This is a genomic window from Serratia sp. PL7 (assembly GCF_945957435.1).
This window is the reverse complement of the sequence record NZ_CAMFLB010000001.1, coordinates 431,768-445,118: the sequence shown is the minus strand read 5'-3', so window position 1 is coordinate 445,118 and position 13,351 is coordinate 431,768. Positions and strand designations below refer to the sequence as shown.

Below are 13,351 nucleotides of genomic sequence, written 5' to 3'. Positions count from 1 at the left end.
CGAGGAATCGTTTATGACTGAAAAATTATCTTCATCTCAACCGGTGGCGCTGATCAGCGGTGCGGCCAGTGGCATAGGATTGACCCTGGCGGAAGAGTATGCCCGCCGTGGCATCAGGATCGCCGCCGGCTATTTTCCCCAGGATCCGCACGACTATCGGCAAGCGGCGGAGCGCGTCGCCAACGCCGGCGGTGATGCCTTGTGGCTGGAATTGGACGTGGCCTCCACCGCCTCGGTGGAAGCCTTTGCCCTGCGCGCGGCAGAACACTTCGGCCGCGTCGATTATGCGGTGGCCAACGCCGGCCTGCTGCGCCGCTCACCGCTGGAAGAGATGAGCGACCAACAGTGGCACGAAATGCTCAATGTTGATCTCAGCGGCGTGATGCGACTGTTTCGCGCGGCGATCGGCCAGATGCGCGGCGGCGGCAGCCTGGTGGCGGTATCTTCCATCGCCGGTGGGGTCTACGGCTGGCAAGATCATGCTCACTACGCCGCCGCTAAAGCCGGCATCCCCGGCATCTGTCGTTCACTGGCGGTGGAATTGGCCCCACGCGGCATTCGCTGCAACGCGGTGATCCCCGGTTTGATTGAAACGCCGCAGTCGCTGGATGAAACCCACTCGCTGGGGCCGGCGGGCCTGGCCAAAGCCGCACGAGGCATTCCGCTGGGACGCGTAGGACGGCCGCAGGAGGTCGCCGCCCTGATACGTTTCTTGACCAGCGACGAGGCCTCGTACATCACCGGACAAAGCCTGATTATCGACGGCGGCCTGACGGTTCGCTGGCCAGAGTGAGCGGGGAGGAAAATATGATGCTGAAACACCGCCGCGCAACGATCACCGGCGCCGCCAGCGGCATAGGCGCCGCGATTGCCCTGTTGTTTGCCAGGGAGGGGGCAGCGCTGATGCTGAGCGACCGCGACGGCACCGGGCTGAACGTTATCGTCGAACGCTGTCGGGCTGAGGGCGCAACCTGCCATGGCACCGTCGCCGACGTCGGCAAACCGGACGGCGCCCGACGGGGCGTGGAGGCCTGCCTGCAACGGTTAGGCGGTATCGACATTCTGGTTAATAACGCCGGCATGCTTACCCAGGCGCCCTGCAGCGAACTGACGCTGGAGATGTGGGACGAGATGATGGCGGTCGATCTGCGCAGCGTTTTCCTCGCTTCGCAGCACGCACTGCCTTATATGCGCCGACAACGCTGGGGCCGCATCATCAATATCGCGTCGCAATTGGGCATTAAAGGCGGCGCCGAACTGAGCCACTATGCCGCCGCCAAGGCCGGGGTGATCGGCTTCACCAAGTCGCTGGCGCTTGAAGTCGCCTGCGACAATGTGCTGGTAAACGCCATTGCACCCGGCCCGATCAAGACCCCGTTGGTGGCCGGCATCAGCGATGCCTGGAAAGAGGCCAAAGCAAATGAGCTGCCGCTGGGACGGTTCGGCCTGGTCGAGGAAATCGCGCCGGTGGCGCTGCTGCTGGCCAGTGAGCCGGGCGGCAACCTGTTTGTCGGCCAAACGCTGGGGCCCAACGCCGGCGATGTGATGCCCTGATAGGAGAACCCCGAACGATGTGCGGACTCTGCGGACTATTGAACGACACGCCGCAATGGAGCGATCCGTTGCGACATTCTGACCTGCCCATGCGCCAGCGTCGGCTGCAACAGCTGGCGATACTGAATCGCGCTCTGGCCCCCTTAAAGCTGACGCTAAGCGATATCCACGGCAGCAGTTGGCTACTGGCCGGCGCTACCGGACAGCAGGCGATCGTTACCCGCCTGGATCAGCTTTGGCAAGAGGCCGAACGGCTGCTGAAACGGCCGATTGACCCGCTCGATGAACGCTATCTCACCGCCCTCATCTCTGCGGAGGCGCCATGAGCCCAGAAGATAAACTGCCGGTACACGTGTTGAGCGGTTTCCTGGGCAGCGGCAAAACCACCTTGCTTCAACGTTTGCTGGCAGGGCAGAACCTGGATGATGTCGCTCTGCTGGTCAACGAATTCGGTGAGGTCGGCATCGACCATTTGCTGCTGGGGGAGATCGCACCGGACACCGTGCTGTTGCCCGGAGGATGCGTCTGCTGCGCGATCCGCGGCGAGTTGAAACAGGCGCTGTTGGCGCTGTATGAACGCCGTCAACGTGGCGAGGTGCCGCCATTCAGCAAAGTGATCCTGGAAACCACCGGCCTGGCGGATCCGGCACCGATATTTGCCACATTGCTGCAAGACCGGCAGTTACAGTACCATTTCACCCCCGGTACCATGGTCACGCTGATCGACAGCGAACATGCCTGGCAGCAAGCCAACCATCATCCCGAATGGTTGGCCCAGGTCAGCGCCGCCGACTGGCTGGTGCTGAGTAAGACCGATCGTGTGCCGGCCGGCGAAGGGCCTGCGTTACTGGCGTACCTGCAGCAATTGAATCCGCTCGCGCAAACCGCCATGAGTCATCAATTGGCCAATGGCGATCTCAGCCTGTTCGATACCCCATGCTCGCCTCAGGTGCCTACGCGTTTTCGGCGTTGGCCGGCCGTTCCGGCCAAACAGGGGGCAGCACCTTACAGCAAGCCTGGGCAGCAGACGCACCCTACCACCGAGACCTGTATCATCACCTTCGAGCAACAGATAAACTGGTCGGCTTTCACCGTCTGGCTGTCGATGCTGCTGCATTGCCACGGACAATCTATACTGCGGATAAAAGGCATGCTGAACGTGCTGGAAAGCGATACGCCGGTGGTGATCCACGGCGTGCAGCACAGTCTGCATCCCCCGGAACATCTTGCCGCCTGGCCGGACGGCCGGCGGCGCACGCAGTTGGTCTTCATTCTGCGCGGCCTTGACCCCAAGCGGCTGCAGAACGCTTTTCAACGTTTTCTACACCCTTTTACGCAGCCATCCTTCTGATGGCTCCCCTTTGACGGAGCTGCCACCTCATGACCTCGACACCTTCACCCCGCGGTCGCCCCACGTTACGGGTATTGGGTACTTCGGTGACCTTGCTCGAACTGTTGCGTCAACGGGCAGAGCAGGATCTGGGATTGCATATCGAATATCACATTCACGATGTGCAAGACGCCCAGCGTATCGCCGTTATGCACCCGGAGCGTTACGATCTCTACGACCAATGGTTTCACAACGTGGATTTTGTCTGGCCGGCGCGAGCCATCCAGCCGTTGGAGATTAAGAGGTTGGCTTACTGGGACGAGATTAACGATTTACCTAAACTCGGCGCCCTGTTTCCCGGTGGGCGGTTGGGTGACGGCAGCGTGCCGGTAAACCGCCTGTATGTGCAACATGACCGTAGTCTGAACAGCCGGCCCACCGATCACATCAGCATGCTGCCGCTGACGCATAACGCCGACAGCTTCGCCTATCATGAAGCTCGCTTGCCGCCCGCGCTGCACGAAGAAGAAGAAAGCTGGGGATGGTTGCTGCACCCGGCATTTTCCGGCCAGTCGGCGCTGCAGGACGATGCGGCGATGGGCGGACTGGATGCGGCTCTGGCTGCGCAAGGCGCAGGGCTCGCGCGTTTCGCCAACGTTGGCAACCTCAGTCTGGAGGAGATAGACAGCCTGACCGACGCGCTGTCCCTGCTGCATCGCCAGGGGCACTTCGCCGCATTCTGGACCAGCCAGGACGAAGCCTGCCGATTGATTGACGATCCGCGCGTCAATATCCAAAGCCTGTGGGCGCCAACGTATTTTCGTCATCACTCGCGGCAAAAAGATTACCGGCTGGCGACGCCGCGTGAAGGCTACCGCGCCTGGTATGGCGGTCTGTCGCTTTCACGCTGCGCCACCGGTAAAACACTCGACGCCGCCTATGCTTACCTTAACTGGTGGCAATCCGGATGGCCGGGCGCAGTGATGGCCAGGCAGGGATACTATATTTCCAATCCTCAGCGCAGCCGGCCTTACCTGTCTGCCGCCGAATGGGATTACTGGTATGCAGGCAAAGCCGCCAGTGAAGATTTGCCGGACGCTTACGGCAACCCGCTCATCGCTAAGGGGGAAATCCGCGATGGCGGCAGCTATGAGCAGCGCATGAGTCACATTGCCGTCTGGAATTCCGTGATGGATGAACATAACTATCTGGTACGACGCTGGCAGGATTTTCTTCGCGCCTGACCGGCGGCGCCCGAAGGCAATTGCAAGCATAACGTTAGCATCTGTCGCAATCTGTTGCGGGCCATTGGCCTGCCGTGGCCGCGCTTGTATGATACGACGCGGCGCCAGACGGTGGCCACCGAACTCAAGCGGAAGCGAACGGCAATGTCTAAACAGTGGAAAATAGCGGCGGCCAACGCCGGTTTGCGTCTCTATACCCGCATCGCGGGCAATTTCCGGCCCGCAGCGAGCTTCGATCCGCAGCAATCTTTTGAACGCATCGTGATTTTCTCCACCAGTGCCCTCGGCGATCTGATGTTCAATACGCCCGCCATCCGCGCACTGTGTGAGCGCTATCCCGGCGTGCAAATCACGTTGGTCTCCAGCCACAAAAACCGGCAGCTGGTCGAAGGCAGCCCCTGCTTTCATGACATAATTTACTGGGATCACAAGGCTAAAGACATGTTGGGCGTTATCCGGCGCCTGCGAAAAAACCGGCCGCAGCTGGCGGTCATCCTGCACTCGAAGGCGCCTTATGACGTGCTGGTCGCCATCACCGCCGGCTGCCAATACCTGTTCAAAGACATTTATGGCAACAAACCGAGCGGCATGGAACGCTGGCTGACCGGCGTCAGCCGCAGCACCGGCGGCCATTTGATTCAGCGCAAGCTGGATATGGTGGGGCAATTGGGATGCCGTACCGACAATCCTGACATGTTCATCCCGGTCGCCCTACCCGCACTGGCGAAACCGACGGGCAAGATCCCGATCGGCTTTCAGATGGGCGCCTCCGAAACGCTGCGTCGTTGGCCGGTCGAACGCTTTGTTCAGCTGGCGCAACGGCTGCTGGCGCACTCCCCCGACTGCCAGATCGAGTTGATTGGCAGCAAGGCGGAGCGCAGCCTCGAGCGGGAATTTATGGCGGGTTTGAGTGAGGAACAGCAACAGCGGGTGGTAAGCCATATCGGCGCGACCACGTTACCGCAACTGCTGGCGACCATCGCCAATCTGCAGGTGCTGGTGACCGGCGATACCGGCCCGCTTCACCTCGCCGTGGCGTTGAAAACCGCCACCGTCAGCCTGTTCGTCACCGCTAACCCGCGGCATACCGGCCCCTATCAGGACAGCGAGCGGCATCAGGTGATGCACGTGCCGGTTGATAGCGCCGCGCTGGATACGGCCCAGCGCAGCCAACCGCTCAGCCTCATCGCGGCGGAACAGGTGCTGGAGAAGACCCTGGCGGCGTTACCGCCGGTACACCCCTGATCGGCAACCGCTTAGGCTGCGACAGCAGCATCGCCAGCGGCAGCCAAAACAGGTACCAAAACTCCGCCGGATTGGCGATCACAAACATGCCCTGCGAACTGTAGAACACCAGCATAAACAGAAACATGGCCGCTTCCCAACGCCGCCCTGCGCGCCAGTGCGCGATGGCGAGCCGCGCGCCATATCCCAGCAGCGCCAGCAGCAGCAGGAACCCCACGCAGCCGCCCTTCAGCAACGCGCCGAGGTACAGGCTGTGCGTGGTGTGGTTCAGTTCGCCGGTGTAATTGAGAAAGTTAAGCTGCTTATCAAAGCCGTAGCCGAAGAACGGCGCCTGTCCGATCAGCGCCAGGCTGTGGCGCCAGATGCTGATGCGAACAAAGCTCTGTTGATACAGCTCGCCAAAACGCGTCAGCAACATTTCGCCGATCGCGCTGTAAACGACGACAAGAACCACAGCCAGCACACCGGGCAACAGAAACCACAGCCACCGTCCCGGCCGGTGTCGATAAGGCATCGCCACTACCACCGCGAGCGCCAGTGCGATCAGCGGGCCGCGGCTTTGCGTCAGCACCATGAATGCCAGCAGCGGCGGGATAAAGCACAGCGCCGCTTTTTGCCCGGTATCGCGGAAAATTATCAGGCTCAACAAAATGGCGATGGCGGCGTAACCGGCCAGATCGATCACGTTGCTCGGCCCCGGATTGCGGGCGGTGGTTTCCCGCAGATGATAAATCGACGGGGCGTCTACCAGCGTCAGATACAGGCACAGCGCCGTCATGCCGGCCAGCATCGCCCACAGCAGTTGATGACGCCGCTCACCGTCGAGCAGCGTCACCAGCCAGGCGAGATAGAGCAGGATATAGGCGCTGTGGGTCAGGGCCGACGGCATGTCGCCCGGCGTCTCGCCCCACAGCGCACTGAGGGAATAATAAAGCAAAAACATCAGCGCCAGCCCGCCGCCCCAGCGCGCCTGACGATTGGCCCACAGCTGCCGCCGCAGCGGCGGCCAGGTGAACACGGCGGCCAGCCACAGCAGCGCCGCCAAATGAAACAGGTTGTTGACGCGGGTCTGCCCGCAAAAGATCGCGCTGAAAAACGCGAAGGCTAAAAACAGCGCGCTGCCGAAGCGATAACACCGCTCAGGCTTGCTGAAAGTAAACATTGCCGTCCACCTTCTCGAAGATATCGCTGCCGATAGCGCTGTGCAGGGAGAGGTTTTTAATCGCGATCTGCTGCTTTTTCATGATCGCGCCGGCGTGTCGAAAAGCGGGGATCACCAGCGACGCCACCTTGTCCGCCAGAAACGTCGGCAAGCGATCCTGCTCGGTTTCGTAAAAGCGCGGCTGGTGGAAGTTGTTCATGTCCAGTCCGGCGATAAACAGCTGCCTGAAGCCGAGATAGGCGATGATTTGCAGCGCCCAATAGGCCACGGTGCCGGCATCGAAAATGCCGCAGCGGATATCCTGGCTAAAGCCGAGCATGCGGCTCTCGGCGGCAAAGACCACGCCGTTTTCCCGGCAGTAGTGATCCCACAGCGCGCCGCTGTCGATCCGGGGGCGGTAAATCTTGCAGGCCGCGTCTTCGACGATCGCCAATCGGCAACCGATCGCCGCCGGACCAAAGCGATCGAGAATGCGCGCCACGCCGTGCACGGTGGTGAACAGCGTCAGCTCAGGCCGTTGAATGACGTCGCGCACGATCTCTGGGCGGCTGTCGATAAACCCCATGTCCACGATGACGTAGAAGCGAAAATCCACCTGCCGATGCAGAAAATAGGCGCCGTTGACCCCGATGGCGGGCATGGCGGGAATATTTTCGAAGCGCAGCGCCTTCACCGACGGGCCGGTAGCCGTCAGCAGCACCTCACCCCGGCAACTGCTGCGCAGTTCGCTCAGCGGGACGATCGGCACCGCCCGGTGCTTGTACCATAAGGCGGCGATTTCACCGCCTTCGCCGCGCGCGATCTTCACATAGGGCCAGAGGTTTTCGTTATGCCGATAAGGGCGCGCGTGGGAATAGCGGTAGATCTGCTTAAAAAAAGAGCCCATGGTGGCGATGTCCTGTCCAGAGTGCGTGACGATACCTACAGAGGCATCTTTCTGTATGCTCAGAATTTAAAAACGTGTCAGCACTGGCCAGGCTGCCCAGCGAGTATCTAAATATTCGTTTAGTCGGGCAATTTTTGTAATTTGAATTATCTGTCTGCGTATCGGCAAAAGATGCGTCAAAATGTTAATCGGGTGAGAAACTGTTACAGCGCGTAACAATAACGTCAATGGCAATACCCGAGCGCGTTCAGGCGGCAGCCAACGGCGCTGCCGCCTGAACGGTTAAGAGGATCAGAGATAAGGTTCGCCCAGCGTCAACATCAACCGGTTGGCCCAGGCAAAAAACGCCGTCGCCTGCACCAAATCCAACAGCGCCAGCTCATCCAGGCCCTGAGCGCGCAACGCCGCCAGCTGCCCGGCGTCGGCCTGCGGCGGCGTTGCGGATAGTGCGGCGGCAAAGGTTATCTGCGCTTGCCAGGCGTCATCCTGCCCCTGGCTCAACGCGCCGCCCGGCGCCACCGCCAGCAACCGATCTATCTCGGCTTCGCGCTTCGACAGCTGCGCCGCCTTGCGCGCATGCACCGAGGCGCAGTAGATGCAGCCGTTCACCTTGCTGGCGACCGTTGCCGCCAGCTCGCGATCCTGCCGCGCCAACCCGCCGGAGGTATAAAAAATCGCCCGGTCCGCCAGCGTGCGTTGTTCCAGCACCGGATGGTTGCGCGCCAACAGGCGGAAGTAATCGGAATCGGCGTGGCCAAACCGCTCTAGCAACGCCCGGCCGGCGTCATCGAATTCCACCAACGGTTTGGCGGCGATCCACGGCTCCCACCCCAGTTCTTGCCGGGTAAACGCCGGCGGCGCGTGACGGCCGCCTCGCGTCGTGCGCTCCGTACGCCAGCGGCCGGCCGTTACCGGCTGATGCGCCGCAGCGTCGTCCGTCTTGCCGCCCAACAGCCGGTAGCCCCGCAGCAAGCGGCTTTGGAAACTGACAAAGGCGATTAACTGCGACAATGTGACGATGGCGTCCAGCGACCAGCCGGCCTGCCGCAGCGCCTGCAAGTGCTGGGCGTTGGCGTTGGCCGGTTGAAACGCCAAACGTTCTGCATGCGCCAACGCCACCGGCAGCCGCTCGTCTTCCGGCGCGTCGCCCTGACGTTCCAGCAGAGCAGCGTAGTGCGCGGCCAAGCGCGGCTCGCCGTGCCATTCACTGATGCGCTGAGCCAAGCGCAGCCGCTGCGCCAGCGGAAAATCGCCGGCGTCCGCAGGCGCAAACAGCGCCAGATAGCTGGACTGAACGGCATCGGTCGCCGCCTGACGGGTGGCTCTGGCCTGCGCCAGCGTGGAATCCGGCGCAATCTCGGCCAGTTCGGCCAGCAGATCGACCTGGTGCGATAATGTCGTCATAGCTTTTCCTCAACGTGATATTCATAAGCAGCGGCAGGCGTGCCGCGCCGCCAGCCCAGTTCAGGGGCCACGTGGCGGGCGATAAGATCGATAGAACGCAGAATATGGGCGTGCGGTGGATCGATAGAGTGCACCTGAAACGCCAGATCGGTGACGCGCGCCAGCGCGCTGTCCCGTTGTAACGAGGCTATCACCTGATCTGGCGTGCCCAAGTGCACGTCGAAAGCGCGGATCAGGCCGTCGAGCGACGTATCGGCCAACCGGTGGCCGCTGGCGCGCATACGCTCCAGCCCACGGCTCAACCCGGCCGTGGCGAAGTCGCGCGCCTGCTGGCCGTTCTCGCTGACAAACGCGGTGCGCGACCCCATGATGCGCGGTGCCACCCCTGGCGGCAGCGCCGCCAGATAAGCGTCAATGATCGGATTCTGCAGTTCGTCCAGCGGCAGGTCAGGCGCGTCCGCGGGGCGCGGCTGCGTGCGCGACAGCATCAGGCCGTCACCGGCGCGGCCGGCCCGTTCCCCCCCCTCCACCGAGAACGTGGCCTGCCAGACACGTTGCGCCAGCTGCGGCGCCGCCGGGTACAGCCGGTTGTCTTCGCCGCCCAACGCCTCTGCGCGCCAGGCACTCAGCAACGTGCGCAAATTCTCGGCGAATGCCGTGTTGCGCTGACCGGCGTCGAGACCGAAAGCGGCGAAAGAAGACGGCGTGCCGCCGCCGGCCACGCCCACCTCCAGTCTGCCGTCGGACAACAGATCCAGCACCGCAGTGTCTTCCGCCACCCGCAGCGCCGACTCCATCGGCAACGTGATCACCCCGGTGCCCAGCCGGATACGGCGGGTGCGTGCCGCCGCCTGCGCCAAAAACACCAGCGGTGATGGCAGACCGCCCTCATCAGCATGAAAGTGGTGCTGCGCCACCCAAGCGGTGTCGAACCCGGCTCGTTCGGCGTGCACGATCTGTTCGATCGCCAGCCGGTAGCGCTCCTGCGCGCTGCCCTGATCCAGCAATCGGGTGAAGAAACCGAGTCTTTTTCCGCTCATATCGCCTCCTCGAATTTTGGCTGTCCGGCATGCGATGCGCGGCCGGGAATGGCGGCGATCAATTGACGGGTGTAATCGCTCCCCGGCATGGCGAACAGCTCGGCGGTGGCGCCGCCGTCCACCCGTTCACCGCGGTGCAATACCGAAACGCTGTGCGAAATCCGCCGCACCGTCGCCAGATCGTGAGAAATAAACAGGTAGGTCAGGTCCCGCTCCTGCTGCAACTCTTGCAACAAATGCAGGATCTGCGCCTGCACCGTGACGTCGAGCGCCGACGTGGCCTCATCCAATACCAATATTCGCGGTTGCAGCACCAGCGCGCGGGCAATCGCCACCCGCTGACGCTGGCCGCCGGACAACTCGTGCGGCCTGCGGTTCAGCAAATCGGGCGGCAGCGCAACCCGTTCGAACAACTCACGCACCCGCCGATCGCGCTCCGGTTTGCCGATCGGCGCGAAATTCAGCAGCGGTTCTTCAATCACCCGATAGAGAGTCTGTTTGGGATCGAGCGAGCTGAACGGATTCTGATAAACCAGCTGAATGCGCTGCCGAAACTGACGCAGCGCTTCGCCCCTGAGACCGATAACGTTGACGCCGTCGATCAGGATCTGCCCGGCATCCGGCCGCTCGAAGCCCAGCAGGCAACGCGCCAGCGTGCTTTTGCCCGACCCGGACTCTCCTACCAACGCATGGGTGGTGCCGCGCGGCACGCTAAACGACACACTATCCAGCGCGCGGAACCCCTGGCCGCCGGACAGCCGAAAATCCTTCACCAGCGCCTGAACCACGATCGCCGGCGGCTGCCCGCTGCGTTTCGGCGGCGGCGCAACGGCGCCGCTCAATGAAGGCACATCGGCAAACAGTTTGCGGGTGTATGCGCTGGCAGGCGCGCGCAGCACCTCGGCGGTAGCCCCCTGTTCCTGCACCCGGCCGTGGCGGAACACCAACAGTCGATCGGCGCGTTCCGCCGCCACGCCCAAATCGTGCGTCACCAGCAACACTGCAGTGCCAAATTCGCGCCGCAGCTCGTCGATCAGATCGAGAATGCGTTTTTGCACCGTCACGTCCAGCGCGCTGCTCGGTTCGTCGGCAATGATCAACGCCGGCTGCAGCGCAATAGCGATGGCGATCAATACCCGCTGCTTCATGCCGCCGGAAAGTTGATGCGGAAACTGGCGCGCCCGCAGTTCCGGGTGCGTCAGCCCGACGCGAGTCAACAGTTCCGTCACCCGCTGTTGTACCTGCGCGCGCGGCAACCGGCGGTGAATATTGACGATCTCCGCCACCTGCTCGCCGATGGTTTTTACCGGGTTGAGCGAGCTGGCGGGATCTTGCGGGATCAGGCTGATTTGCGCCCCTCTCACCGCATCCAGCCGCCGCGATGACCAGCCGGCGATATCGGTACCGTGCAGCCGGATGGTGCCCTGTTCAAGGTGGCCGTTGTCGGCCAGCAAGCCGATGATCGCCTGCGCCGTGGTGGTTTTGCCGGAACCGGATTCGCCAACCAGCGCCACCACCTCGCCCGGCTCAATCGTGAACGACACCTCATGCACCACCCTTCGCCTGCCTTCGTTGCCCTCATAAGCGATGGAAACCTTGTCCAGCGCCAGTACCGGCGGCCGCGCCGCCCGTTGCCATGCCGCTTGCATGCTCATCGCGCTTTTCCTCCCAGCGAACGGCTGATGTGGTTAGCCGCCAACACTACCGCCACCACCACAATGCCCGGGAAGGTGGTCAGCCACCAGGCGGTGGAAATGTAGTTGCGCCCTTCGGCGATCAGCAGCCCCCATTCCGGGGTTGGCGGCGGAGTGCCGTAACCGAGGAAACTCAGGGTGGCGATCGCCAGGATCGCGCTGCCGAACTGCAGCGCCGAGAAGGCGATCACCGAAGTCAGCGAGTTCGGCAGGATATGCCGCCACAGCACCGTCCAAAAGCTACCGCCGCTGCCGTAGGCCGCTTCAACGTAATCGCTGTGCCGCACTCGCACCACTTCCGCCCGTGCCAGACGGGCAAAGTTGGCAACTGAAGTGACACCCACCGCGATGGCGGCGTTGACCGTACCGAAACCAAGCAGGATGATAATGCTCAGCGACAGCAGCAGGCCGGGGATCGACAACAGCACATCGACGACGCGCATCACCGCGTCGTCCGCCACGCCGCCCAACGCACCGGCGATCAGGCCGAGCGCGGTGCCGAACACCAACCCCAGCGCCACCGCCACTACCGCGCCGGTCAGGGTTTGCGACGCGCCGTACACCATGCGCGCATACAGGTCGCGTCCCAGCTGATCGGTGCCAAGCCAATGGTCACCGCCGGGCGCCAGCCGCTGCGCGCCGGCAATGCCTTCGGTGCCGCTGTAGGCGGTAAACAGCTGCGGCGCCAACGCCCACAGCACCACCAGCGCAATGACCGCCCAGGCCAGCAAAAGCGTCAGGGGGACACGGCGGCGGCTTGGACGACTGGCGGGCAGCGCGCCTTCACTTTCAGCGCCGGACAGATCGCGCTCAGGAACCGTGGCTTTTTCAAAGGAGATACTGCTCATAGGGATGCTCCTGCCTGGGTTTTCAGCCGCGGATCCAGCAGTGGGAACAGCAGATCCACCAGCAAATTGATGATGACGAAAGCGGTGGCCGAGATCAGCACTATCGCCTGCAGCACCGCCACATCCTGGTTGACCACCGCTTGCTGGGTCAATTGCCCCAGGCCGCTGCGGCCAAACACGGTTTCGGTGATCAGCGCCCCGGCGATCAGTTCGCCGAACAGCATGCCGGCGATGGTCAGCGCCGGCAGCATGGCGTTGCGCGCCACATGCCGCCATAGCACCCCGCTGCGGCTGGCGCCCTTGGCCCGCGCCACCGCGACGAACGGCTGGGTTTGCACCGCATCGATGCTGCGGATCAGAATTTGCGCCAACGGCGCAGAGATCGGCAGCGCCAGCGTCGCGATCGGCAAAATCAACCCCTGCCACTCGCCGGGGTTAATGATCGGGATCAGCTTCAGGCGGAACGAAAAGAGCTGAATCAGCACAATGCCCAGCCAGAAGGTGGGCACTGAAACGAACAGCGACGGCAGCATCTGCAGCGCCGAACGCAGCCAGCCGAAGCCGGTCAGGTTGGAAGCAAAAGCGATAATCAGCGCCAGCAGCAACGCCACCGCAAAGCCCAGTACCGCCAACTGCAGCGTGGCGGGCAGATTAGCCGCCAGCAGCGCGGTAACCGGCACCCCGGCCTGCATTGAGAAGCCCAAATCGCCATGCAGCACGCTGCCCAGGGTATGCAGATACTGCCGCCACAAGGGGACATCCGCGCCATAGGCCGCGCGCATGTCGGCGATCTGCGCCGGGCTCAGCCCCATGTCCGGGTTCTGGAATTTGATCAGGATCGCATCGCCCGGCAGCACCTGCAGCAGGAGGAACGACAGGGTAAAGGCCGCCCACAGCACCAATGCCGCCTGCCCGATGCGCCCCGCCAGATATCGCTTCATTGC

At 62.7% G+C, this 13,351-nt stretch carries 13 protein-coding genes; 6 read left to right on the top strand and 7 right to left on the bottom strand.

From position 1 onward, the window contains the following. Positions 1–13 precede the first annotated feature (13 nt). From N6G83_RS02140 to N6G83_RS02115, 6 genes are all read left to right on the top strand, one after another. On the top strand, positions 14–793 hold the full coding sequence (locus tag N6G83_RS02140) for an SDR family NAD(P)-dependent oxidoreductase (protein WP_025303433.1): 780 nt from the start codon (positions 14–16) through the stop codon (positions 791–793). A gap of 14 nt (positions 794–807) precedes the next feature. Beyond that, complete coding sequence (locus N6G83_RS02135; protein ID WP_025303434.1) at positions 808–1,554, top strand: SDR family NAD(P)-dependent oxidoreductase; 747 nt, start codon at positions 808–810, stop codon at positions 1,552–1,554. 68 nt (positions 1,555–1,622) lie between these two features. Next, positions 1,623–1,880: a hypothetical protein gene (locus N6G83_RS02130; RefSeq protein WP_225735623.1), complete on the top strand. Its 258-nt coding sequence runs from the start codon at positions 1,623–1,625 to the stop codon at positions 1,878–1,880. Continuing rightward, a complete protein-coding gene (locus N6G83_RS02125; protein ID WP_164067420.1) occupies positions 1,877–2,905 on the top strand; it encodes a CobW family GTP-binding protein in 1,029 nt (342 codons plus the stop codon). The genes N6G83_RS02130 and N6G83_RS02125 overlap by 4 nt, the downstream gene beginning before the upstream one ends. 29 nt (positions 2,906–2,934) lie before the next feature. Then, on the top strand, positions 2,935–4,128 hold the full coding sequence (locus tag N6G83_RS02120; RefSeq protein WP_025303437.1) for a PotD/PotF family extracellular solute-binding protein: 1,194 nt from the start codon (positions 2,935–2,937) through the stop codon (positions 4,126–4,128). Positions 4,129–4,272: 144 nt separating this feature from the next. Next, positions 4,273–5,373, top strand: a complete 1,101-nt coding sequence (locus N6G83_RS02115; protein ID WP_260514524.1) for a glycosyltransferase family 9 protein — start codon at positions 4,273–4,275, stop codon at positions 5,371–5,373. Here the strand turns inward: N6G83_RS02115 and N6G83_RS02110 are convergent. The 7 genes from N6G83_RS02110 to N6G83_RS02080 form a co-directional block, all read right to left on the bottom strand. Further along, a complete protein-coding gene (locus N6G83_RS02110; RefSeq protein WP_127146061.1) occupies positions 5,312–6,535 on the bottom strand; it encodes an O-antigen ligase family protein in 1,224 nt (407 codons plus the stop codon). The two genes, N6G83_RS02115 and N6G83_RS02110, sit on opposite strands and share 62 nt — an antisense overlap. After that, positions 6,513–7,421, bottom strand: a complete 909-nt coding sequence (locus N6G83_RS02105; protein ID WP_025303440.1) for a sugar glycosyltransferase — start codon at positions 7,419–7,421, stop codon at positions 6,513–6,515. Before N6G83_RS02105 ends, N6G83_RS02110 begins: the two co-directional genes overlap by 23 nt. Positions 7,422–7,712: 291 nt before the next feature. Further along, on the bottom strand, positions 7,713–8,825 hold the full coding sequence (locus tag N6G83_RS02100) for an alkylhydroperoxidase domain protein (RefSeq protein ID WP_197759387.1): 1,113 nt from the start codon (positions 8,823–8,825) through the stop codon (positions 7,713–7,715). Next, the gene (locus tag N6G83_RS02095; protein WP_043143170.1) at positions 8,822–9,865 is read right to left on the bottom strand and encodes a putative FMN-dependent luciferase-like monooxygenase; all 1,044 of its coding nucleotides are present in this window, start codon (positions 9,863–9,865) and stop codon (positions 8,822–8,824) included. Before N6G83_RS02095 ends, N6G83_RS02100 begins: the two co-directional genes overlap by 4 nt. Continuing rightward, the gene (locus tag N6G83_RS02090; protein WP_049295943.1) at positions 9,862–11,520 is read right to left on the bottom strand and encodes a dipeptide ABC transporter ATP-binding protein; all 1,659 of its coding nucleotides are present in this window, start codon (positions 11,518–11,520) and stop codon (positions 9,862–9,864) included. The genes N6G83_RS02095 and N6G83_RS02090 overlap by 4 nt, the downstream gene beginning before the upstream one ends. Further along, positions 11,517–12,407: an ABC transporter permease gene (locus N6G83_RS02085; protein ID WP_089196033.1), complete on the bottom strand. Its 891-nt coding sequence runs from the start codon at positions 12,405–12,407 to the stop codon at positions 11,517–11,519. Before N6G83_RS02085 ends, N6G83_RS02090 begins: the two co-directional genes overlap by 4 nt. Continuing rightward, entirely contained in the window at positions 12,404–13,348 is a 945-nt protein-coding gene (locus N6G83_RS02080) for an ABC transporter permease (RefSeq protein WP_049208728.1), read from the bottom strand. Before N6G83_RS02080 ends, N6G83_RS02085 begins: the two co-directional genes overlap by 4 nt. Positions 13,349–13,351 lie beyond the last annotated feature (3 nt).

Excerpts from the sequence above, each read along its gene's own strand:
- N6G83_RS02140 (WP_025303433.1), top strand. The coding sequence starts at position 14 with ATGACTGAAAAATTATCTTCATCTCAACCGGTGGCGCTGATCAGCGGT.
- N6G83_RS02115 (WP_260514524.1), top strand. The coding sequence starts at position 4,273 with ATGTCTAAACAGTGGAAAATAGCGGCGGCCAACGCCGGTTTGCGTCTC.
- N6G83_RS02105 (WP_025303440.1), bottom strand. The coding sequence starts at position 7,421 with ATGGGCTCTTTTTTTAAGCAGATCTACCGCTATTCCCACGCGCGCCCT.
- N6G83_RS02090 (WP_049295943.1), bottom strand. The coding sequence starts at position 11,520 with ATGAGCATGCAAGCGGCATGGCAACGGGCGGCGCGGCCGCCGGTACTG.
- N6G83_RS02120 (WP_025303437.1), top strand. The coding sequence starts at position 2,935 with ATGACCTCGACACCTTCACCCCGCGGTCGCCCCACGTTACGGGTATTG.
- N6G83_RS02085 (WP_089196033.1), bottom strand. The coding sequence starts at position 12,407 with ATGAGCAGTATCTCCTTTGAAAAAGCCACGGTTCCTGAGCGCGATCTG.
- N6G83_RS02080 (WP_049208728.1), bottom strand. The coding sequence starts at position 13,348 with ATGAAGCGATATCTGGCGGGGCGCATCGGGCAGGCGGCATTGGTGCTG.
- N6G83_RS02100 (WP_197759387.1), bottom strand. The coding sequence starts at position 8,825 with ATGACGACATTATCGCACCAGGTCGATCTGCTGGCCGAACTGGCCGAG.
- N6G83_RS02135 (WP_025303434.1), top strand. The coding sequence starts at position 808 with ATGATGCTGAAACACCGCCGCGCAACGATCACCGGCGCCGCCAGCGGC.
- N6G83_RS02095 (WP_043143170.1), bottom strand. The coding sequence starts at position 9,865 with ATGAGCGGAAAAAGACTCGGTTTCTTCACCCGATTGCTGGATCAGGGC.
- N6G83_RS02125 (WP_164067420.1), top strand. The coding sequence starts at position 1,877 with ATGAGCCCAGAAGATAAACTGCCGGTACACGTGTTGAGCGGTTTCCTG.
- N6G83_RS02110 (WP_127146061.1), bottom strand. The coding sequence starts at position 6,535 with ATGTTTACTTTCAGCAAGCCTGAGCGGTGTTATCGCTTCGGCAGCGCG.